This is a genomic window from Pseudarthrobacter sp. efr-133-R2A-89 (assembly GCF_030209315.1).
Classification (GTDB): domain Bacteria; phylum Actinomycetota; class Actinomycetes; order Actinomycetales; family Micrococcaceae; genus Arthrobacter.
In genome coordinates this window covers 244,496-265,423 of record NZ_JARVSE010000004.1, presented here as the reverse complement: position 1 = coordinate 265,423, position 20,928 = coordinate 244,496, and the positions used below count along the sequence as shown (strand labels likewise).

The 20,928-nt window shown below is 67.7% G+C and carries 16 protein-coding genes and 2 tRNA genes; 12 read left to right on the top strand and 6 right to left on the bottom strand.

Going from position 1 to position 20,928, the window contains the following annotated elements:
• The first annotated feature begins 130 nt into the window (after window positions 1-130).
• Together QRM95_RS08900 and QRM95_RS08895 are read left to right on the top strand one after the other, a co-directional pair.
• Window positions 131-219: transfer RNA gene (locus QRM95_RS08900), tRNA-Ser, on the top strand.
• Window positions 220-465: 246 nt separating this feature from the next.
• Window positions 466-1,947 carry an MFS transporter gene (locus tag QRM95_RS08895; RefSeq protein ID WP_285247425.1) on the top strand — a complete coding sequence of 494 codons (1,482 nt, stop codon included), beginning with the start codon at window positions 466-468 and terminating at the stop codon, window positions 1,945-1,947.
• Here the strand turns inward: QRM95_RS08895 and QRM95_RS08890 are convergent.
• A complete protein-coding gene (locus tag QRM95_RS08890; protein ID WP_285247424.1) occupies window positions 1,871-4,066 on the bottom strand; it encodes a RecQ family ATP-dependent DNA helicase in 2,196 nt (731 codons plus the stop codon). The two genes, QRM95_RS08895 and QRM95_RS08890, sit on opposite strands and share 77 nt — an antisense overlap.
• A 152-nt stretch (window positions 4,067-4,218) precedes the next feature.
• On the opposite strand from QRM95_RS08890, the gene QRM95_RS08885 reads away from it, so the two are divergent.
• The 4 genes from QRM95_RS08885 (at window position 4,219) to QRM95_RS08870 (ending at window position 7,903) form a co-directional block, all read left to right on the top strand.
• Window positions 4,219-5,637 (top strand): phosphomannomutase/phosphoglucomutase, encoded by a 1,419-nt coding sequence (locus QRM95_RS08885; RefSeq protein ID WP_285247423.1) that lies wholly within the window; start codon window positions 4,219-4,221, stop codon window positions 5,635-5,637.
• A gap of 6 nt (window positions 5,638-5,643) precedes the next feature.
• Window positions 5,644-6,141, top strand: coding sequence for a hypothetical protein (locus QRM95_RS08880; RefSeq protein ID WP_285247422.1), 498 nt, complete (start codon window positions 5,644-5,646; stop codon window positions 6,139-6,141).
• Window positions 6,142-6,154: 13 nt separating this feature from the next.
• The gene (locus tag QRM95_RS08875) at window positions 6,155-6,604 is read left to right on the top strand and encodes an RrF2 family transcriptional regulator (protein WP_285247421.1); all 450 of its coding nucleotides are present in this window, start codon (window positions 6,155-6,157) and stop codon (window positions 6,602-6,604) included.
• 138 nt (window positions 6,605-6,742) lie between these two features.
• The gene (locus QRM95_RS08870) at window positions 6,743-7,903 is read left to right on the top strand and encodes a globin domain-containing protein (RefSeq protein WP_285247420.1); all 1,161 of its coding nucleotides are present in this window, start codon (window positions 6,743-6,745) and stop codon (window positions 7,901-7,903) included.
• Window positions 7,904-8,000: 97 nt separating this feature from the next.
• Here the strand turns inward: QRM95_RS08870 and QRM95_RS08865 are convergent, their stop codons facing one another.
• Window positions 8,001-9,827: a phosphoenolpyruvate carboxykinase (GTP) gene (locus QRM95_RS08865; protein WP_285247419.1), complete on the bottom strand. Its 1,827-nt coding sequence runs from the start codon at window positions 9,825-9,827 to the stop codon at window positions 8,001-8,003.
• A gap of 277 nt (window positions 9,828-10,104) precedes the next feature.
• On the opposite strand from QRM95_RS08865, the gene QRM95_RS08860 reads away from it, so the two are divergent.
• From QRM95_RS08860 to QRM95_RS08840, 5 genes are all read left to right on the top strand, one after another.
• A tRNA-Arg gene (locus QRM95_RS08860) sits at window positions 10,105-10,181 on the top strand.
• Between the two features lie 76 nt (window positions 10,182-10,257).
• The gene (locus QRM95_RS08855; protein ID WP_285247418.1) at window positions 10,258-11,712 is read left to right on the top strand and encodes a dihydrolipoyl dehydrogenase family protein; all 1,455 of its coding nucleotides are present in this window, start codon (window positions 10,258-10,260) and stop codon (window positions 11,710-11,712) included.
• A gap of 67 nt (window positions 11,713-11,779) precedes the next feature.
• The gene (locus QRM95_RS08850) at window positions 11,780-12,529 is read left to right on the top strand and encodes an ABC transporter ATP-binding protein (protein ID WP_285247417.1); all 750 of its coding nucleotides are present in this window, start codon (window positions 11,780-11,782) and stop codon (window positions 12,527-12,529) included.
• The gene (locus QRM95_RS08845) at window positions 12,526-14,562 is read left to right on the top strand and encodes a YhgE/Pip family protein (protein WP_285247416.1); all 2,037 of its coding nucleotides are present in this window, start codon (window positions 12,526-12,528) and stop codon (window positions 14,560-14,562) included. The genes QRM95_RS08850 and QRM95_RS08845 overlap by 4 nt, the downstream gene beginning before the upstream one ends.
• Window positions 14,559-15,203 carry a TetR/AcrR family transcriptional regulator gene (locus tag QRM95_RS08840; protein ID WP_285247415.1) on the top strand — a complete coding sequence of 215 codons (645 nt, stop codon included), beginning with the start codon at window positions 14,559-14,561 and terminating at the stop codon, window positions 15,201-15,203. Before QRM95_RS08845 ends, QRM95_RS08840 begins: the two co-directional genes overlap by 4 nt.
• A gap of 604 nt (window positions 15,204-15,807) precedes the next feature.
• On the opposite strand, the gene QRM95_RS08835 is transcribed toward QRM95_RS08840, so the two are convergent.
• A complete protein-coding gene (locus tag QRM95_RS08835) occupies window positions 15,808-16,812 on the bottom strand; it encodes an EamA family transporter (RefSeq protein WP_285247414.1) in 1,005 nt (334 codons plus the stop codon).
• A 73-nt stretch (window positions 16,813-16,885) separates the two neighbouring features.
• On the opposite strand from QRM95_RS08835, the gene QRM95_RS08830 reads away from it, so the two are divergent.
• On the top strand, window positions 16,886-17,815 hold the full coding sequence (locus QRM95_RS08830) for a LysR family transcriptional regulator (RefSeq protein ID WP_285247413.1): 930 nt from the start codon (window positions 16,886-16,888) through the stop codon (window positions 17,813-17,815).
• Here QRM95_RS08830 and QRM95_RS08825 read toward each other — a convergent pair.
• The 3 genes from QRM95_RS08825 to QRM95_RS08815 all read right to left on the bottom strand — a co-directional run bounded on the left by QRM95_RS08825 (window position 17,793) and on the right by QRM95_RS08815 (window position 20,774).
• Window positions 17,793-18,320 carry a SixA phosphatase family protein gene (locus QRM95_RS08825; RefSeq protein WP_285247412.1) on the bottom strand — a complete coding sequence of 176 codons (528 nt, stop codon included), beginning with the start codon at window positions 18,318-18,320 and terminating at the stop codon, window positions 17,793-17,795. The two genes, QRM95_RS08830 and QRM95_RS08825, sit on opposite strands and share 23 nt — an antisense overlap.
• 89 nt (window positions 18,321-18,409) lie before the next feature.
• A complete protein-coding gene (locus QRM95_RS08820) occupies window positions 18,410-19,273 on the bottom strand; it encodes a winged helix-turn-helix domain-containing protein (RefSeq protein WP_018762395.1) in 864 nt (287 codons plus the stop codon).
• A 571-nt stretch (window positions 19,274-19,844) separates the two neighbouring features.
• The gene (locus QRM95_RS08815) at window positions 19,845-20,774 is read right to left on the bottom strand and encodes a hypothetical protein (protein ID WP_285247411.1); all 930 of its coding nucleotides are present in this window, start codon (window positions 20,772-20,774) and stop codon (window positions 19,845-19,847) included.
• Window positions 20,775-20,928: the final 154 nt, after the last annotated feature.

The following is a 20,928-nucleotide window of genomic DNA, read 5'->3' as shown; positions in this document are numbered from 1 at the left end:
CCCTGCGCCGGCATCCCGGGCCTGGCTGCCAGGGGTGGCGCCATAGCGGCCGGCGGGTTTGCCTGGCCGGGCACCGTTTTGCACTGCATGGCCGGATCTGCGTATCCTTGGTGGGCTAGGAATAGCAATTGGAGACGTGCCAGAGCGGCCGAATGGACTTCACTGCTAATGAAGGGTCGGGGTTAAACTCGACCGGGGGTTCAAATCCCCCCGTCTCCGCGTTTGGCCCCGGTCCCTGGACCGGGGCCTTTTGCGTTTCCGGGCCCGGCCTCGGGGGCGCCCCTGGCCAGTCCTAAGCCCGTTCGCGCATCAGCACCTTGAAGGGTGCGCAGACGCGAACAAGCTTCTGATACGACGGACTTTGCGCCTCGCCCACTCGGAAAACCGCCCCGTCCACTCGGAAAACGCTGTCCGGCAGCCGGACGTGGCGAGCGGTGCCTGCCGCCGCGGTGGCAGGATTGGCCCATGGCGCCACGCAGCAACTTACCCCGGCCCGAGGGCACCCGGACGGCATGGAATCCCCGCCTGGCACTCCTGGTGGCGGCGACCTTCTTCATGGAGTTCCTTGACGGAACGGTCCTCACCACCGCCATCCCCAGCATTTCCGCGGACTTCGCCATCCCCGCAGCGGACGTGAACATCACCATGACCGCCTACCTGCTGACGGTGGCCATCGGCATTCCCCTCAGCGGCTGGCTGGCAGAACGGTTTGGTGCGCGCCGGATCTTTTGCCTGGCAATCGCCGTCTTCACCCTGGCGTCGCTCGCCTGCGCCCTCAGCCAGGACCTCACCACCCTGACCTTGAGCCGTATTGCCCAGGGGGCGGGTGGCGCCATGATGGTCCCGGTGGGCACCCTGGTGGTCCTGCGCGGCACACCGAAGTCGGAGTTGCTGCGCGCCACCGCGTTCCTGGTGTGGCCCGGGCTCCTGGCACCGGTCCTCGCGCCGCTGGTGGGCGGAGCGCTCACCACCTACCTGTCCTGGCACTGGATCTTCCTGGTCAACCTTCCGCTCGGTGCCGCCGCGTTCCTGGCTTCGCTCCGGCTGGTCCCGGTAGCGCCGGGCGATCCCGGCCGGCGCTTGGACTGGCCCGGCATGGCACTGACCACTATCGGGGTCGGGGCGCTCGTGGCCGGCCTGGAACTTGCCAGCAGCCACCCCGAACTGCCCTGGGCCGGGATCAGCGCCGCCGCCGGGGCCGCAGCGCTCACGGGGGCCGTTTTGTGGATGCGGCGCACCCCGCATCCACTGTTCAACCTGCAAGTCTTCCGCGCCCGCACGTTCCGGGCCATGGCTACCGGTGGTTTCGTGTACCGGGTGACCATCAGCTCGGTCCCCTTCCTGTTGCCGCTGATGTTCCAGACCGGATTCGGATGGACTCCCCTGCACGCCGGAGCACTCGTGGCCGCAGTGTTCATCGGCAACATCGGCATCAAGCCGGCCACCACGCCGTTGATCCGGAAATTTGGCTTCAAGGCGATGCTGGTGTTTGCCTCGCTGGCGTCCGCCCTGACGTTCGCCGCCTGCGCCCTGCTGACGCCTGAGACCCCGGAAGCATTGATGTTCGCGCTGCTGGTCTGCAGCGGGGCGTTCCGCTCCATCGGCTTTTCGTCATATGCGTCCGTCCAGTACGCGGACATCCCGCCGGCCCAACTCACCTCCGCCAACACGGTGTCGGCGACCCTGGTGCAGCTTGCGACGGGGTCGGGAATCGCCGTCGCAGCCCTGCTGATCCGGACGTTTGATGGGGTTTCCCTCGGGCACCAGGACGCCGCCGGACCATTCCGGGCCGCGTTCCTGGCCATGGCCGTCCTGATGCTGGCCAGCACCGCGGACAGCATCCTGCTGCCGCGGCACGCCGGGGCTGCCGTCAGCCGGCCTGGGCCAAAATCAGGGGAAGCACCGCTCCCGCCCCGGCCTGCCGAAGGGCGCGCCCGGCGACCGTAAGGGTCCACCGGCTGTCCGCGAGGTCGTCAATCAGCATGACCGGCTGGCCCTGGGCGGACTGCAGCGCGGCTTCAAGTTCCGGCCCTACCACCAGCCGGTCCCAGACTCCGGCCAGCCTGTACGCGCTGTTCCCGCCACGGCCGCCGGTGGGACCGCCGTGCGCCAACTGCAGCTCGCCAAGGTAGGGGATGCGCCCGATATCCGAGATCCCGCGGGCCAGCGAACCCACCAGTTGCGGTTTGCTGCGGGAAGGGATGCTGACGATCGCGGCCGGCCTGCCGGCTCCGCTCCATCCCGGGTTCCGGGAGTCCCCGGTGCCCCATTCGCGCAGCACCTGTACGCAGGCCTGGAGCATCCCGGGATCCACCGGCCGGTCCAGCGCGCCGGAGGCGAACAGCTCCCGCAAGGCCCCGCCCCAGCCCAGGTCAGTCAGCCGGGCGAGGACCCGCCCGTCCGCAAGGCCTTCCCCGGGCTTGAGCTTGCCCTTCACCGGAACCCCCAGGCGGTCCATGCCGTTGGGCCACTGCAGGCGCGGCTCCAGGACTCCGCCTGCCCTGCTCAGGGTCTGGCCGGCGGCCGCCGTGGCCTCGGCCGCGACGTCGGCGGGGAACCATTGGCCTGCGCAGTTGTCGCACCGGCCGCAGGGCCGCGCCGTCTCATCGTCCAGGACCGAGGTGATGTACTCCATGCGGCAGCCCGCCGTGTCCTGGTAGATCACCATGGAGTCCTGCTCGTCCACGCGCGCCTCGGCGATCCGGCTGTAGCGTTCGGCGTCGTAGGTCCAGGGCTGCCCGGTGGAGCGCCAGCCGCCGCCCACCCGTTCCACGGCGCCGTCCACGGACAGCACCTTCAGCAGCAACTCAAGCGGGGTGCGCCGCAGGTCAACCCTGGCTTCGAGTGCCACCGTTGACAGCGCCGTTCCGGCCTCGGCCAGGGCGGTCAGGACGGCCCCGGCTTTCTTCTCGGACGGCATGGAGGCGGTGGCGAAGTATTGCCAGATTTCGCGGTCCTCGGAGCCGGGAAGCAGCAGGACGTCGGCGTTGGCGGCGCCACGGCCGGCACGGCCCACCTGCTGGTAGTAGGCCACGGGCGACGACGGCGCGCCCAGGTGGACAACGAAGCCGAGGTCCGGTTTGTCGAAGCCCATCCCCAGTGCCGACGTGGCCACCAGCGCCTTGACTTCGTTGTCCTTCAGCAGTTGCTCCGCCCGTTCCCGGTCGGCCGGATCGGTCCGGCCGGTGTAGGCGAGCACGTGGTGCCCGGCCTCGGCGAGCAGCCTGGCGGTGTCCTCCGCTGCGGACACCGTCAGGGTGTAGATAATGCCGCTGCCGGGGAGGTCTGAGAGGTGCGTCAGCAGCCAGCCCAGGCGCGCTTTGGAATCGGGAAGTGACAGGACGCCAAGCCGCAGCGAATCGCGGCCCAAGGCACCGCGGATGGTCAGGACCCCGGCACCGAGTTGTTCCTCGATATCGTGCACCACCCGCGAATTGGCCGTGGCCGTGGTGGCCAGGACCGGCACCGAATCGGGCAGCCGCGTGATGAGGTCGGCGATGCGGCGGTAGTCGGGGCGGAAATCGTGGCCCCAGTCGGAAATGCAGTGGGCTTCGTCGATCACGAGCAGGCCGGTCCGGCGGAGGAGTTCAGGCAACTGGTTGTCACGGAACGCGGGGTTGGTCAGCCGTTCCGGGGAGACCAGGAGGACGTCCACGTCGTCGGCAGCCAGCTGCTCACGGACCGTGTCCCACTCCAGCTGGTTGGCAGAGTTGATGGCCACGGCGCGGACCCCGGCCCTCGCAGCAGCGGCCACCTGGTCGCGCATCAGGGCGAGCAAGGGCGAGACGATCAGCGTGGGCCCGGCGCCCCGGCGCCGCAGCAGCAGGGAGGCCACGAAGTACACTGCTGACTTGCCCCAGCCGGTGCGCTGGACCACCAAAGCCCGCCGCCCGGCGTCGACCAATGCTTCAATGGCTTCAAACTGCCCGTCGTGGAACACTGCACCGGGATGCCCCACCAGGCCGCGAAGGACCTCGAGGGCCTCAGCGTGGGTGGCGGTTCCGGGGGCATCCGGACCTGCGGCAAGGGTAGTGGCGAGGGTGGACGTGTACTGGTTATCGGCCATTGATTCAGTATCCCAGCACCCCCTGACAGCGGGCACAGCCCGGTGCTGCTATGTGGAAAGCCCCGGCCGGTGCACCCGAATGCGCCCAGCTGTTACGAAAGTGCGCCCGGAACCAGCTTGGCTGCGCCCGCCGCCCACGTAAGATAAAGCCCGTGACTAGCGAACAGACAACGACATTTGATCTCTCGGCATCCTTCAAGGCCTACGACGTCCGAGGGATTGTGGGCGAATCGATCACCGCCGAAATCGTCGAAGCCGTGGGGGCCGCGTTCGTGGATGTCCTCAAGCTCGAAGGCCAGACCATCGTGGTGGGCGGCGACATGCGCCCTTCCTCCCCCGAGTTCACCAAGGCCTTCGCCAACGGAGCCGCAACGCGGGGCGCCAACGTGGAGCTGCTGGACCTGATCTCCACCGATGAGCTGTACTTTGCCTGCGGTTTCCTCAATCGTGCCGGCGCAACCTTCACCGCCAGCCACAACCCCGCCGCCTACAACGGCATCAAGATGTCCAAGGCCGGCGCCGTCCCGATTTCCTCCGAAACCGGCCTCAAGGAGATCCAGGCCCTCGCAGAGCAGTACCTCAACACCGGGTCCATCCCCGCCGCCGGCACCCGCGGAAACATCAGCGTCCGCGACGTCCTCAAGGACTACTCCGAGTACCTGCGCAAGCTGGTTGACCTCTCCGCATCCCGCCCGCTGAAGGTGGTGGTGGACGCCGGCAACGGCATGGCAGGCCTGACCACTCCCGCCGTGCTGGGCGACGCGTTGCTGCACAAACTCCCGTTCGACATTGTTCCGCTCTACTTCGAACTGGATGGCTCCTTCCCCAACCACCCCGCCAACCCGCTGGAGCCGGAGAACCTCCGCGACCTCCAGGCAGCGGTCATCAAGCACGGCGCGGACATCGGCCTGGCCTTCGACGGCGACGCAGACCGCTGCTTCGTCATCGACGAGAAGGGCGAGCCCGTGTCGCCGTCCGCCATCACCGGGATGGTGGCGCGCCGCGAGATCGCCCGCGCCAAGGCGCAGGGCGAGGAAAAGCCCACGATCATCCACAACCTCCTGACCTCCCGTGCCGTCGCGGAGCTGGTGGAGCACGACGGCGGACGTGCTGTCCGGACCCGCGTTGGCCACTCGTTCATCAAGGCGGTCATGGCCGAGGAAGGTGCCGTGTTCGGCGGCGAACACTCCGCGCACTTCTACTTCCGCGATTTCTGGAATGCTGACACCGGCATGCTGGCGGCCATGCATGTCCTGGCAGCACTGGGCGAGCAGGACGGCCCGCTGTCCGACCTGGCACGCGAATACGAGCCCTACGTCAGCTCCGGCGAGATCAACTCCGAGGTGGAGGACAAGCCGGCGGCGGTGGAGCGGGTACGCCAGGCTTTCGCGGACGAGGACCTCACCATCGACACCCTGGACGGCAGCACGTTCACGGCCAACGACGGCAGCTACTGGTTCAACCTCCGCCCCTCCAACACCGAACCGTTCCTGCGGCTCAATGCCGAGGCGACGGACCGGGCCACCATGGAGCGCGTCCGCGACCGCGTCCTCTCGCTGGTACGGGCCTAGCAGCGGATGGCAAAACACACCGGGCAGCCAACGGAGGGCTCCGGCGGCCAGGAGGGCTGGCGCGATTCTGTTCCGGAAGCCACGGCAACCGACCTGGAGAACCTCCTTGGCACGGGTGTGAGCGCGGCCCAGGAGCAGCTCCAGCGCAACGGCGGCTTCCTGCCCTTCGCGCTCACTGTCCAGAACGACGGCGAGGTGCGGCTGGTTGCCGTCTCCCCGGCGGAGGCCGGGGAGGACACGGACGGGGATTTCGACGCCGAGGCCATGATCCAGGACCTCCAGGCGCTCCTGCGGCAGAACCGGGACGACTTCCGCGCCGCCGCCGTCGTGTGCGACATCCTGCTGGTGGAAGAGGATTCCGACGCCATCCACGTGGCCGCGGAGCACCGGGACGGTTCCCTGTTCGCAGCCGTCCTGCCTTATGCCGCCAACCCCAGCACCCAGTCCTGGGATTTTGGCGAGCTGGGCGCGGATGCCAGCGAGCCGGCCATCTGGGTGGACTAGACCAGCGCCAGCCGTGAAGATCAACGCCTTCGCCGACGTCAGCCTGCGGGCACTCATGGTGCTCGCAGCGGTCCCGGACGGCACCCTGCTGACCACCCAGAGCATCGCGGACTCGGTGGGGACGCCCTACAACCACGTCAGCAAGGCGATGGCCAAGCTGCGGAGCCTGGGGCTGATCGAGGTTGTCCGGGGCCGCTCCGGCGGGTCCCAGCTCAGCCATGCCGGGCGCATCGCCAGCGTGGGGCAGATCCTGCGGCAACTCGATTCCCGGGCGGATCCGGCCGATTGCGTGTCGCCGGCCGGCAATTGCCCGTTGATCACGGAATGCCGGCTCCGCAGCGCCCTGGCCCGAGCACGCGAAGCCTTTTACGCGGAACTCGACTCCGTGGTGATCGCGGACCTTCCCCAGGCCCGCCAGATGGCGCCCGTATTCCAGGTGATCGGCCTCCGCCCGGGCTTGTAGCCCAACGTATCCGGGCATTACCTGCCAGTTTGATTTCCAACTTCTACACAGTGTAGAACTGAGGCCGAATACTTGTATTTGAAATACAAGTTTCCATCCGGCCGGACGAAGGCCCCGGCCATAACCTCAGGAGTTCAGATGCTCTCGGACAAGTCCCGCCCCGTCATTGAGGCCACCCTGCCGCTGGTCGGCTCCAGGATCGGATCCATCACCCCGAACTTTTACGCCCGCCTGTTCGCGGCGCACCCCGAACTGATGGATGGCCTGTTCAGCCGCTCCAACCAGCGCTCCGGGAACCAGCAGCAGGCCCTCGCCGGGAGCATCGCAGCCTTCGCCACCCACTTGGTCAACAATCCGGGCACCCTGCCGGAGGCGGTCCTTTCCCGCATCGCGCACCGGCACGCCTCCCTGGGCATCACCGAACCGCAGTACCAGGTGGTCTACGAGCACCTGTTCGCCGCCATCGCCGAAGACCTCGCCGAGGTGATCACTCCTGAAATCGCGGAGGCCTGGACCGAGGTGTACTGGCTGATGGCGGACGCCCTGATCAAGCTCGAAAAGGGCCTCTACGCCGCGCAGGCCAACGACAAAATGTGGACGCCCTGGCGGGTGGCAGCCAAGGCACCGGCAGGAACCGGGTCCATGACCTTCACCTTGGAGCCGGCCGACGACACCCCCGTCACCCCCGCCTTGCCCGGCCAGTACATCAGCGTCAAGGTGGCGCTCCCCGACGGACTGCGGCAGGTGCGGCAGTACTCGCTTTCCGGCGATGCCGGCACCAGCCGCATCTTCACCACCAAACTCGACGACGGCGGCGAGGTCTCTCCCGTCCTGCACCACACCGTCCAGGTGGGCGACGTCGTCGAGATTTCCAACCCTTATGGTGAGATCACCCTCAAGGACGACGACGGCCCTGTGGTCCTGGCCTCCGCGGGCATCGGCTGCACCCCCACGGCGTGCATCCTGCGGTCGCTGGCCGAGTCCGGCTCTGACCGGCAGGTGCTGGTGCTGCACGCGGAAAGCACCCTCGACGGCTGGGCCCTACGCGGCCAGATGACCAACGACGTCGAACGCCTGGACGGCGCAGAACTGCAACTCTGGCTTGAGCAACCGGTGGACGGCACCAGGCAGGGCTTCATGTCCCTGCGCGAAGTGGACCTCCCGGCCGATGCGTCCCTCTACCTCTGCGGCCCGCTGCCGTTCATGAAGAACATCCGCAACGAGGCCATCAACGCGGGCATTCCCGCCACCAGGATCCACTACGAGGTCTTCGGCCCGGACATCTGGCTCGCGAGCTGAATCCACCGCGCGGCCCGCTCCCGGGCCCGCGGGACGACGACGGCCCCGCACCTTCCGGAAAAGGTGCGGGGCCGTCGTCGTACTTATGAAGGGCAGGTCAGCCCAAGCGGGCCTTCAGGCCTGCCAGTTCGGACTGCAGGGCTTCGGGCAGCGAGCCGCCGAAGTTGGCGAACCAGTCTTCAATGGAGGCCAGCTCGGTGGCCCACTCGGCAGGATCGACCTTGACGGCCTCCTCAACCTGGGCAGCCGTCATGTCCAGGCCTTCGAGGTCGATGGCCTCGCCGGTGGGCACGTAGCCGATGGGGGTTTCGACGGCGTCTGCCGTGCCTTCGAGGCGCTCGATGGCCCACTTGAGGACGCGGGCGTTGTCGCCGAAGCCGGGCCAGGCGAAGCCGCCCTGGGCGTTCCGGCGGAACCAGTTGACCAGGAAGATCTTGGGCAGGCGCTCCGGGTTTGCCTTGGCGGACAGGTTTACCCAGTGGTTCAGGTAGTCTCCCGCGTCGTAGCCGATGAAGGGCAGCATGGCCATGGGGTCGCGCCGGACTACACCGACCGCGCCGGCGGCGGCAGCGGTGGTTTCGGAGGAAAGGGTGGAGCCCATGAAGATGCCGTTGGACCAGCTGCGGGCCTCGGTGACCAGCGGAATGGTGGTCTTCCGGCGGCCGCCGAACAGGATGGCAGAGAGCTCCACGCCGTCCGGGCTGAAGTACTCCTCGGCCAACATGTCGATCTGGTCGATCGGGGTGCAGAAGCGTGAGTTCGGGTGGGCCGCGGGCTTGTCCGAATCCGGCGTCCAGGAGTTGCCCTGCCAGTCGGTAAGGTGCGCGGGCACCTCGTCCGTCATGCCCTCCCACCACACGCCGCCGTCGTCGGTCAGCGCCACGTTCGTGAAGATGCTGCTGCCCTTGGCGATGGCCCGCATGGCGTTGGGGTTGGTGCCCCAGCCGGTACCGGGTGCCACACCGAAGAGGCCGGCCTCGGGGTTGACGGCCCGCAGCTCGCCTTCCTTGCCGAACCGCATCCAGGTGATGTCGTCACCGAGGGTTTCAACCTTCCAGCCCTTGATGGTGGGATCCAGCAGGGCGAGGTTGGTCTTGCCGCAGGCGGAGGGGAAGGCCGCGGAAATGTAGTACGTCTTCTGCTCGGGGGAGGTCAGCTTGAGGATGAGCATGTGCTCTGCCAGCCAGCCTTCGTCGCGGGCCATGACGGAGGCGATCCGCAGGGCGTAGCACTTCTTGCCCAGCAGCGCGTTTCCACCGTAGCCGGAGCCAAAGGACCAAATGGAGCGCTCTTCGGGGAAGTGGACGATCCACTTGTCCGGGTTGCACGGCCACGGGACGTCATCCTGGCCCGGTGCCAGCGGCGCGCCCAGGGAATGCAGGGCCGGGACGAAGAAGGCGTTGGTCTCGGTGATCCGGTTCAGGACATCCGTGCCAATGCGGGCCATGATGCGCATGGAGGCAACAACGTAGGCGCTGTCGGTGATTTCCACGCCGAACTTGGGGTCCTCGGCATCCAGGTGGCCCATGACGAACGGGATGACGTACATGGTGCGGCCGCGCATGGACCCGGCGAAGAGCCCGCGCAGCTTGTCCTTCATCTCGCGGGGGTCCATCCAGTTGTTGGTGAAGCCTGCGTCACGCCTGTTTTCCGAGCAGATGAAGGTCTGCTCCTCGACGCGTGCTACGTCGGCGGGATCCGAGAACGCGGCGAAGGAATTCGGGAACAGGTCCTGGTTGAGGCGCGTGAGAGTTCCGGCGGCGACGAGTTCGTCGGTGAGGCGGGTGTTTTCCTCTTCGGACCCGTCAACCCAGTAGATGCGGTCCGGCTGCGTAAGCTCAGCAACCTCTTCGACCCATGCCAGCAAGCCGGCATGTGTGGTGGGTGCTTTCTCAAGCAGCGGCTTCTGCGCCAGATCGCCCATTGCAGTTCCCTTCCTCGGGTTCATCGGTGTGAGCTAAATGCTATGGTCCGGACCACTGGAGTTTTTGGGGAGCTTGACTGACATCTCCGGTCAAGAAAAGTGAATTCCGCGGAAATTCAGGGAATTTTTGCCGCAGAATCGCCGATTAAGTGACAAAGGTCACCTATACCGGTCTAGTTGCGGAGATTACAAGCGTTTCGATTTGGCACTACGGCCCCGGCTCGCGTAAAGTAATTCGAGGTTCGGGGAGAGCGGTTCTTCTCCCGGAACACGGAATGCGCCCATAGCTCAGCTGGATAGAGCGTCTGTCTACGGAACAGAAGGTCAGGGGTTCGAATCCCTTTGGGCGCACCAACAAGGTCCGCACCGGTTCGCCGGTGCGGACCTTTTTTATGCCCGCCAGGCGGCGCGTCCCGGCTAGGCTGTGCACATGATGCCCGAGGCCGCTGAGCGCGAATTTGATGTTGTTGTTATCGGCGCAGGCGCCGTAGGTGAAAACGTGGCGGGCCGCGTGGTCCAGGCAGGCCTGAGCGCCGTCATGGTGGAAGCGGAACTCATCGGGGGTGAATGCTCCTACTGGGCATGCATGCCATCCAAGGCGCTGCTCCGGCCCGGAACCGCCCTGCACGGAGCGCAGACCACCCCCGGGGCCAAAGAGGCCGTCACCCGAACCCTGGACGCCGCCGCCGTCCTGGCACGCCGCAACTACTTCACGTCCAACTGGCAGGACGACAGCCAGGTCAGCTGGGCGGAGGACACCGGCATCGAGCTGGTGCGCGGCCACGGCTGGCTGACCGGGCCCAAGACGGTTGAGGTTGCCGGGCTGGACGGGGCGCAACACCTGCTGCGGGCCCGGCACGCGGTGGTCCTGGCCACCGGGTCGACCCCCAACAACCCTCCCATCGAGGGGCTGGAGGACGTTCAGGTCTGGGGCACCCGCGAAGCAACGTCCGCGGCTGAGATCCCCGAACGCCTCACGGTCCTGGGCGGCGGAGTGGCCGGTACGGAGCTGGCGCAGGCCTTCGCCCGCCTGGGCTCGAACGTTACCCTGGTGGCGCGCAGCGGCCTGCTGGGCACGTTCCCGGAGGAAGCGGCGGCGCTGGTCGCGGCGGGATTGCGGGCAGACGGCGTCACCCTCCGGCTGCATACGGCCACCGAACGGATCACCGCGAACGACGACGGGACGCTCACCGTCAGCCTGGGCGACGGAACCACCGTCACGGCAGAAAAGGTCCTGGTCTCCACCGGACGGCACCCGGCACTGGAAGGCCTGGGCTTGGAAAGTGTCGGCTTCGGGCCCGACGAATCAGGGCACCTGAGCCTGTCCACGGACACCACCGGCCTCGTGGAAGGCGCCCCCGGGGACGACGCCTGGCTGTATGCCGTGGGGGACGCCGCGGGCAAGAACCTTTTCACCCACCAGGGCAAGTACGAGGCCCGCGCCACCGGTGACGCCATCGCCGCCCGGGCCAAGGGCCGGCTCAAGGGAGCCCCGGGCGACTGGACCAGCTGCGCCCAGACGGCCAACCAGCACGCCGTACCCAGCGTCGTCTTCACGGATCCAGAACTGGCCAGCGTGGGCCGCACGCTGAAAACTGCCAGGAAAGACGGCTACAACGCCTCGTCCGTGGAGCTGCCCATCGAGGTGGCCGGCTCCTCCCTGCACTCCGAGAACTACGAGGGGTGGGCGCAGCTGGTGGTTGATGAAGACCGCAAAGTCCTCCTGGGCGCCACCTTCGCCGGGCCCGACGTGGCCGAGCTGCTGCACGCGGCCACCATCGCTGTAGTGGGCGAAGTTCCCCTGGACCGGCTGTGGCATGCGGTCCCTTCCTACCCGACCATCAGTGAGGTCTGGCTGAGGCTGCTCGAGAAGTACGGCCTGTGACGTCTATTTGAACTGACCGGTCAGTTTGGTTAGTCTTGATGCAGACTTCTTCTGCGAAAGGCAAGCCTTGCTCTCAGCACACCAGCTCCAGGCCAAAGGACGCCGGGACCCGCTGCTTCCTCCCACGTCCCTGACGGTCGCGCGTGGCGAGCTGCTGCTCGTTGCCGGCGACCGGCAGGACCAGCGCACCGCGCTGGCACTCCTGCTCAGCGGCAGGATGAAGGCCACCGGCGGCGCGCAGCTCGGCTGGGACGGCAACTCCCGGACCAAGCAGCTCCGCCTCGCGGCGGCACTGGTGGACTCCCCCGGCGTCAATGAGCCCGAGGAGCACCTCAGCGTCCGCGACCTGGTCACGGAGGACCTGGCCCTTATCCCCCGCCGCTACCGTGGTGCCCTGCTCAGCCGGCCCTGGCTCAAGGTCAACCGGTTCGAGGACATCGCGGACCTGTGGCCCGAACAGCTCGAGCCGCGGCGGCGGCTCGAGCTGCTGACGGAGCTGGCCCTGGTCAACCCGCGCACCGACCTGCTGGTGGTCGACTCCCCGGACCGGCACAGCGCGGATGACCTCACCTGGCTGCCGCGCCTCCAGGCGTTGGCGTACGACGCCGGGCGGCCCCTCGCCGTCGTAGCGGCCGTCAGTGCCGTCCCCGCCTCGTGGGACGGGCCGGTTGCCCGCATTGGCAACGAGGCACCCGAACCCGCGCCGGAACGGATCCCCGAAACCGATCCCGATGCCCCGGCCGGCAAGCACTCAGCGGAGTCAATGCCTGACCGGGAAACCCAGGAAACCGAACTCGAAACCGAGGTTGCCAAGTGACTGTCCTGCGGCTGGCCCGCTCCGAACTCAAGCGCATGACCGGCGGGCTGCTGCCCAAGCTGACCATCCTGGCGCTGACCATGGTCCCGCTGCTCTACGGTGCGGTGTACCTCTACGCGAACTGGGATCCTTACGGGCACCTCAACAGCCTTGACGCCGCACTGGTGGTGGAGGACTCGGGCGCCACTGCTGCCGACGGCACCCGGCTGGAGGCCGGAACCAAGGTGGCGGACAGCCTGGTGGAGGGCAACGTGTTCCACTGGGTTCCGGTGTCCAGCTCAACGGAGGCCGACGCCGGAGTCAGCAGCGGCCAGTACGCCTTCGCCCTTAAGATCCCCAAGGATTTCTCGGCAAACCTGGTCTCGCCGGGCAGCTTTGATTCCGCGAGCCAGGCCATGCTGAACGTCACCACGAACGATGCCAACAACTACCTGTTGAGCACCATCGTGGACAAACTGACCACGGCCGTCCACACCACGGTGGCCAAGGAGGTTGGGGAAGAGACCGCCAACCAGTTGCTCACCGGCTTTGGCACCATCCACAGCAAGATGGTCCAGGCCGCGGACGGCGCCGCCCAGTTGGCCGACGGAGTGGCCACCCTCAGGGACGGAACGGTCACCCTGCACGAAGGCACCACCGCCTTGAGCAGCGGCGCCGACCAGTTGTACGCCGGCCAGCTGAAGCTGCGGGACGGCGCCAACCAGCTGACCGACGGCGCGGGGCAGCTCAGCAACGGATTGTCCACACTGAAGGACAAGACCGCCACACTGCCCTCCGATACCCAGACGCTTGCCTCCGGCGCGGCCCAGGTGGCTGCCGGCAACGCCCAGCTGAACACCAAGGTCCAGGATGTGGCGTCCCAGCTGGAGGCAGCCGACCAGGGGCTGCGCGCCCGGGTGGTGGAGTCCAACAGCAGGCTGGTCGCCTCGGGTGTCCTGACCCAGGAACAGGCTGACAAGGTGTTGGCTGATTTCGACGCCGCCGCAGCGTCCAGCCCTGTGGCCGCGGCCAAGGCCAAGATCCAGACGGACGCCGAACAGGTCCAGCAGCTGGCCGACGGCTCCCAGGCGGTCAGCGTCGGCGCAGCCCAGCTGGCCGCCGGGATGCCGGCCCTGAAGGACGCCATCGGGCAGGCGTCGGCCGGGGCGAACCAGCTGCACACGGGGGCCGCAGCGCTGGCAACCGGTGAACAGTCCGCCGTCGACGGCGCCGCCGGCCTCGCGGACGGGGCCCGGAAAGTGGACGCCGGCGCGGCCCAGCTCGCCGATGGTGCGGGCCAGGCCGCCACCGGCTCCCGCACCCTGGCCGACGAGATCGGAAAGGGTGCCGGCCAGGTTCCGAACCCGGACGACACGCAAAAGAGCAACCTCTCCCAGGTGATGGCCGATCCTGTGGCGGTCAGCAATGTCTCGCAGGCCAAGGCCGGTTCCTACGGCGCGGGGCTGGCGCCGTTCTTCCTTACGCTCGCCCTGTGGATCGGGATCTTCATGCTGATCCAGGCGATGCGGCCCATCACCCAGCGGGCCCTGGCCTCGAACGCGCCTTCGTGGAAGATCGCGCTGGGCGGCTGGCTGCCGTTCCTGCTGGTCTCGGTGGTGCAGGCGTCCCTGCTGACCCTGGTGGTGGATGTGGCGCTGGGACTGAACCCGGCGCACCCGGTCCTGATGTGGCTGTTCCTGCTGGCGGCGGCGATGGCGTTCAGCGCCCTCATCCAGGGGATCGTGGCCCTGTTGGGCTCCCCGGGCAAGCTGGTGGTGCTGATCCTGCTGGTCCTGCAGCTGGTGTCATCCGGCGGCACGTTCCCGTGGCAGACCACCCCGGAGCCGCTGCATGCGGTGCACCAGGTCCTCCCCATGGGTTACGTGGTGACCGGGATGCGGCACCTGATCTACGGCGCGGACCTGTCCATGATTGTTCCCACCCTGGTTGGCCTGCTGGGGTACACGGTACTGGGCGCCGCCCTGTCCACCCTGGCGGTGCGCAAGAACAAGTACTGGACACTCAAGACGCTGAAACCGGAGATTGCCGTATGACCACCGAACCCCAGGCCGGGGCAAAAGCGCTCCGGCCTGCCCGAACCAACGCCACCCGCCAGAAACTCTTCGACGCCTCCATGGAGCTGATCGGCGAACGCGGGGCGGCCAACGTCACGGTGGACGAGATCGCCGCCGCGGCGGGGGTGTCCAAGGGCACGGTCTATTACAACTTCGGCAGCAAATCCGAGCTGATCGCCCAGCTGCTGCGGCACGGGGTGGACATCCTCAAGGCACGCCTGCTTGAGGCCGCTGCCGGCGGCGGCGGCCGGGACCCGCTGCTGGCCATGGAAGCGATGATTGGCCAGGCCATGGACTTCATGGCCGAATACCCTTCCTTCGCCCGCCTGTGGGTCAGCGAGAACTGGCGGATTCCCAGTGAATGGCAGGGCACATTTTCGGTCCTGCGCGGGGAGCTCCTCGCGGTCATCGGCCAGGCCGTGGAAAGCGTGGCCGCGGCGTATCCGGTGGATGGCTCGGTGTCCCGGGGCAGCCTGGAGACGGCCATCTTCGGCGCTTGCTTCGTGGTGGGCTTGGACCGGCAGACCTACAATCCCGAGCGGACCCGTGACCAAAGTGTTGCAGCAATCATGGCCATCATGCGCGGCTACGTCCTGAGGGAGGCCGCTCCTCGGGGATGATGGAGCACATGCGCCATACCGGAAAGAGCGGAAAGTTTGCGGTGATCTGCGGCGTCGTCGCCGCCGGGCTGCTGGTGCTCACGGGGATGACCCTTGCGGAGCCGGTGTTCGTCGCGTTCCTTGGCGTGCTGGCGCTGGCGTACCTGGCTGCGGTGGCCGAGATCGTGGTCCGCCGCCGGCGCTTCGCCCTGCTCGCCGCGGGGACCGGAACTGCCCTGGCCCTCGGCTTTTCCCTGGCGTTCCTCAGCACCTGGACGCTGGCGTACGACGACCAGTCCTCCTTCCTGGGCACCCCGCTGCCCACCCGCGACCCGGACAACTACTTCCTGGGCGCCGGGGGTGCGGCCGCCGCAACGTTCGGAATCCTCTTCCTGGGCGCGCTCTGGCCGGGGCGTCGGCGTGCAGCACCGGTCCGCAGGCCGGCCGGAACCACCAGGCGCCCGGCGGCGGCACCACGGACGGGCACCCGGGCCACATTGCAGGGCACCGCACCGCAGCGCACCCCATCGCAGCGGTCCGGTCCGCCCCGCAGCCCACGCGGTGCCGCACCACGGGCCGGCCAGGCGTCCGGGGCACAAACATCCGGCGCCCAGGCGTCCCCCGGTCAGCGGACGTCCGCCTCCCGCGCTCCCGTCCGGGGGACGTCGGCGGCAGCCAAGCGCCCGGCGTCGTCCGTGTCTCCGGCGCCCAAAACGGCACCACGGCCCGGCAGCGGCTCAGCCCCGCGCCGCTGACGGCGGCCGCCCGCTCCGGTAATCACCGCCGTCGCGACGCCGCCCAGGAGGAGCAGGCCGCCCGCCAGTTCTGTTGCCGATGGCACCTCGGCGAGGACCAGCCACGCCGTGCTCATGCCCACCACCGGGACCAGCAGCGTGAAAGGCACCACGGCCGACGACGGGTGGCCGGCAAGGAGCCGGTTCCAGATGCCGTAACCCACCAGCGAGGCAAAGATTGCCGTGTACAACGCGCTCAGGACGGTGGGCATCTGCAGCGTGGACAGCGACTGCCACACCGTATCGGGACCGTCCACCAGCACGGACAATGCCCCCAGCGGAAGCGGGACCACAGCCCCGGACCAGACCACCAGCCCCAGGCCGGAGGCGGCTTTGGCCTTCCGGGCAAGGACATTGCCGGCGGCCCATGACAACGCAGCGGCCAGGACAATGACCAGCGGGAGCAGCGGTGCCACGGCGCTGCGTCCTGCCGCCACGACGGCGAGCCCGGCGACGCCCAGCACCACGCCCGCCAGTTGACGCCGGCTGGGGCGTTCGCCCAGAAAGCCCGCGGCAAGGAGGACGGTCAGCAGGACCTGCGCCTGCAGGACCAGGGATGCGAGCCCCGCGGGCATGCCCAGCGCCATGGCCAGGTACAGGAGGCCGAACTGGCCCGCGCTCATGAAGAGGCCGACGCCGAGGATGGCCTTCCAGCTGATGTCCGGTTTCCTGATGAAGAAGATCCAAGGGAACACCACCAGGACGAAGCGCATGGCGACGAACAGCAGCGGCGGGAAGTCGTGGCCGCCGGCATGCAGCCCGAGGTCGATGGCCACGAAATTCAGGCCCCACAACAGGGCGACAAGGACGGCAAGCAGGGAATCGCGCAGGTTCACATCCCATACTCTGACAGCACAGCGGATGAAGCACCAGCGCTGGTTTGTACCGTAAATCATGTACCTTTGCTTCATGATCGACATCGGTTCACTGCGGGCCCTCGCAGCGGTGGAGCAGCACGGCTCCGTCATTGCGGCTTCGGAAGCCATGGGGTTCAGCCCATCGGCCGTGTCCCAACAGGTAAAGAAGCTGGAGAAGGAAGCCGGCTTCGCGGTGTTGGAGCGCCGGGGCCGTGGCGTCCTGCTCACGGAACGCGGACTGGCCCTGGCGGCATACGGCCGGCGCATCCTGGCCGAGCTGGAGGAACTGCAGTCCACGCTCCTGGCAGATCCGGCCAAGCCCAGCGGCAGCCTCCGGGTGGTGTCTTTTTCCACGGCCTGCCGCGGACTGGTGGGCCCGCTGCTGGCACAGCTCGAAGAGTCAGGCGCGGCGCTGAGCGTCGCCGTCCTGGCCGAGGATCCGCGCGAAGCCGTGGCCCGGGTGGCCAACGGGGAGGCGGACCTCGGCCTGGTGCACAACTGGAATTCGGTGCCGCTGGTGATCCCGGAGCATCTGACGCTCGAGTGGCTCTGCGAGGATGTGGCGGACGTCCTGGTGCACCGCAGCCATCACCTGGCGGGGCGCCCTGCGGTTGCACCGGCGGAGCTTGTTGACGAACGGTGGATCAGCACGCCGGCGGGGGCCATTTGCAACGAAGCCCTGCTGCGGATTTTCGCGGATTTGGGCCGGGTCCCGGACATCCGGGTTTACGATCCCGATTTCGCGACGCATATCGCGATGGTGGAGCAGGCGGTGGCGGTGGCGCTTGTTCCCCGGCTGGGGCGGCCGGCACTCCCCCGGGATGTGGTGGCCGTTCCGGTGGTCAACCCGGTCCAGGCCCGCCAGGTTGGGCTCATCCATCGCAAGACCATGACGGCCAGCCCCGGCATCAGGCACGTTGCGGGCCTGCTGCGGGAGATTGCCGGCAGCAGGGTTGCCGCTAGTGGGCCCGGGGAACTTTGAACCGGGTAATCCGGGCATCCTGACCATCCAGTTCCGCCCAGGGCTTTTCCGTCTCCAGCACGGTCAGCGCATTGGTGGGGAAGCGGGTGGCGGCGTCCATGTAGGCGTCGTGGTCGGAGTCCCGCGAGGCGAGGTGCATTGCCAGGTCCTGCACGCCGGGCAGGTGCGCGATCAGCATCAGCGTGGTCACGGTGTCCGGCACGTGGTTGACCACGGTGAGCATCCGCTGTGCTGAGGCCGCATACAAGCCGTCTTCAAGCTTGGGCGTGGGCGCCTTGTCCCCCAGCTCGGAGCACACCCAGGTGCACGTCTGCCGGGTGCGCAGGGCGCTGGAGCACAGGATGAAGTCGGGGACAATGTTGTGCTTGAGCAGCCACCGCCCGGCGATCGGCGCTTCCCGGTGTCCGCGCTCCTCGAGCGGCCGCTCATGATCGGCCACCCCACCCGGCCAGTCAGCCTTGGCATGGCGCATGATCACGAGGCGTCGAACATGGTGCGAACTCATGGCCCAAGCCTAGCCAATCCCGTGGACCCCCTAAGATGGTCCCGCAAAATGCTCCCCGCCCGGTGGGGCAGGACGGGTGGAACCCGACGCTAGATAGAGTATTCCGGAGCGGCCCAGACAACAACCTCGGGGTGCTCGTAGAACCGGTAGCCCTGGCCGCGGACCGTGCGGACGGTATTGGCAAGGCGGCCCAGCTTGGAACGGAGGCGCCGGATGTGGACGTCGATGGTGCGCTCGTTGGGCACCTCTTCGGCGTTGCGCCACAGCCCTTCGAGCAGTTCGTCGCGGCCCACGGTGCGGGTGCCGTTCTCGACGAGGTAGTTCAGGAGTTCGAACTCCTTGAAGGTGAGGTTCAGGGATTCACCGTCGAGGTGGACTTCGCGACGGGCGAGGTCGATCAGGACACCGGAGGGGCGCGGTTCCTGCGGCTGGGCAGGACGGGCGGCCTCGGTGCGCTGGCGGGAGTTGACCGTGGGGTCGCCGAACGTGGAACGGACGACGTCGAGTGCGGAACCGGGGGTGCCGGCCGGAGCTACCGCAACGGCGGCGTAGCTCTCGGCGCCGGAGACCAGGGACTGGGCGTAGGCACGGATTTCCTGGGCAAGCTTGGCGATGGAGGTACCGGCTGCTGCCGCGGTCTCCTCATCGATCCCCATGTACAGGACGAACCCGCGGGCCACGTTGTCATTGGCCACCGGGCGGACAGCGTTCGGGCCGGCCACCACGGGCGTGGGGGCCGTGACCGGAGCGGCCTCTGCAGGCTGCACGGCGCGGAGCTGGCCGTAGGAGTTCGGGTTGTATCCCTGCGGGGCGTAGCCCTGCGCGGGGAAGGCGCTTCCGGAAGTGGGAGCAAGCGAAGGGCGGGGCCCGAAACCGGGGCGCAGGCCCGAGGGTTGGCCTGCCTTGGCGGCGTTACGGACGGAGATGTGGACGTATCCGGATGCAACTGACATGGAATGCTTACCTCAATGTGAATGGCCGTGTTCGCGGCTCGAATGCTGGATTCCCCGTAGACGCGGACCGGGGAGGGGCGCCCGACGCTGGGCTGGGGGGCGAATGCCTAAGAACTTCAGGGGTGCGAAGGTCAGGCGTGCATTCGACAACAGCGCATGTCGGCAGCAGCGGATGTGCTGGGCCAATATTCTGCGGCTGCAGGTGCTGTTGAGTTCTTGTTCACATTGGAAGTGTGCAGCGTAACAATGCCAACTTGCAAGTAACAATGGACCAATTCGTCCACATGGTGAGACAAAACCGCCGATTGTGCTTTAGATCACTATTTCGAGATGGGGAAATAATAACGTTCGTTATCCGGAGAAGAGTCTCGGTTAGCCGCCAATTCGGAGGATAATTCGATAGAAGGCTAATTCTCCGAATCTCCCCGAAATTCAATCGCTTGACATAGAATCGGCCGGACGACTGCGCGCCATGTCCAGTCCCGGCCCTGCCGGCGGCAGATTTTTTTGCCCGGACGGCGGGCGTGGGCCGGCGGCAGGACCTGCCTGGGAGTGGTACGGCATGCTTGGGTCAGTTGCTGCTGGTTCCGGTGCCGGCCGAGGTACCGGCACCTGCGGAGGCAAGCTGGATGGCCTGGGCGGTGTAGGAGTCGCCATCCTTGAGCGCGGTCACGCGAACGCTGGCCCCTGCGGTCACGTTGGACAGGCTGAGGGTGCTTCCGGTGGATGTGCCCCCGCGCTGCCTCATCCCCTGTGTGACCTGCACATCGGACCCCACGGCATAGGTGCGGGAGAAGCCGTCCTCGCTCTTGACCGTCAGCGACGTGGCCGATACATCCGTCACGGTACCCGCCTGGCCGGCCATGGTCACATAGTTGGAACCTTCGAGGACCACATACTCGGAGTGGATGGCAGCGTTCAGGCCGGCCGCCCCCGTCCCCAAGCCCCCTGGGCCCCCGTCCATGCCCATGCCGCCGGCCGCGCCGCCGTTGGTACCGGACTGGGTGCCCGGCCCGGCCATGCCGTTCTGCCCGCCGGGTCCGAACTGGCTGGCCGCGCCCGCGCCCTGGGCGTTGGCTGCCGTGCCCGAGCCATTTCCGGCGGCGTACGCGCCGGCGCCGGCTGCTGCACCCAGGACCACGGCCGCGCCGCCGACCAGGAGTCCCTTCTTCGCCGTCCAGGCGCCTTTCGGCCCGCGGGACGCCGAGGTGGAAGCGTACTGCTGCGGTGCGCCCCAGCCAGTGCCTGCGCTGTGCGCCTGGCCGTTTGCCGGCGGCGTACCCCACCCTGCCGATGGCGGACCTTCGGGCGCTCCCCAACCCTGCGCAGGCTGCCCCTGCCCGACCGTTTCGTAGTTTCCCCTGCCCTGGTTGCCCGGCAGCTCCCGATCGTGGGCAGCCGCGCCATGGCTGCTCCCCTCTGGTGAGCCTCCCCAGACGGGGGCCGGCTGCCCGTTCTGCCCTGACGTACCCGGGGCTGGCTGGTTGTTGTGCTCGTCCATTGTCATTCTCCAAAAAGTCGAAACTGATAGTGGTGATGCTGGTTGTTCCAACAGGCTCTGCCGAATTGCTGTGCAGAGGCTGTGCAGCAGGCCACCACCGCCTGTGACCTGCACGCTTCCCCTGCCCGGTTAGCCGCCTGGCCGCGGGTCCAGG

Bases quoted from the DNA above. Each gene is read 5' to 3' on its own strand.
- QRM95_RS08895 (WP_285247425.1), top strand. From the start codon at position 466: ATGGCGCCACGCAGCAACTTACCCCGGCCCGAGGGCACCCGGACGGCA.
- QRM95_RS08890 (WP_285247424.1), bottom strand. From the start codon at position 4,066: ATGGCCGATAACCAGTACACGTCCACCCTCGCCACTACCCTTGCCGCA.
- QRM95_RS08880 (WP_285247422.1), top strand. From the start codon at position 5,644: ATGGCAAAACACACCGGGCAGCCAACGGAGGGCTCCGGCGGCCAGGAG.
- QRM95_RS08870 (WP_285247420.1), top strand. From the start codon at position 6,743: ATGCTCTCGGACAAGTCCCGCCCCGTCATTGAGGCCACCCTGCCGCTG.
- QRM95_RS08865 (WP_285247419.1), bottom strand. From the start codon at position 9,827: ATGGGCGATCTGGCGCAGAAGCCGCTGCTTGAGAAAGCACCCACCACA.
- QRM95_RS08855 (WP_285247418.1), top strand. From the start codon at position 10,258: ATGATGCCCGAGGCCGCTGAGCGCGAATTTGATGTTGTTGTTATCGGC.
- QRM95_RS08840 (WP_285247415.1), top strand. From the start codon at position 14,559: ATGACCACCGAACCCCAGGCCGGGGCAAAAGCGCTCCGGCCTGCCCGA.
- QRM95_RS08830 (WP_285247413.1), top strand. From the start codon at position 16,886: ATGATCGACATCGGTTCACTGCGGGCCCTCGCAGCGGTGGAGCAGCAC.
- QRM95_RS08825 (WP_285247412.1), bottom strand. From the start codon at position 18,320: ATGAGTTCGCACCATGTTCGACGCCTCGTGATCATGCGCCATGCCAAG.
- QRM95_RS08820 (WP_018762395.1), bottom strand. From the start codon at position 19,273: ATGTCAGTTGCATCCGGATACGTCCACATCTCCGTCCGTAACGCCGCC.
- QRM95_RS08815 (WP_285247411.1), bottom strand. From the start codon at position 20,774: ATGGACGAGCACAACAACCAGCCAGCCCCGGGTACGTCAGGGCAGAAC.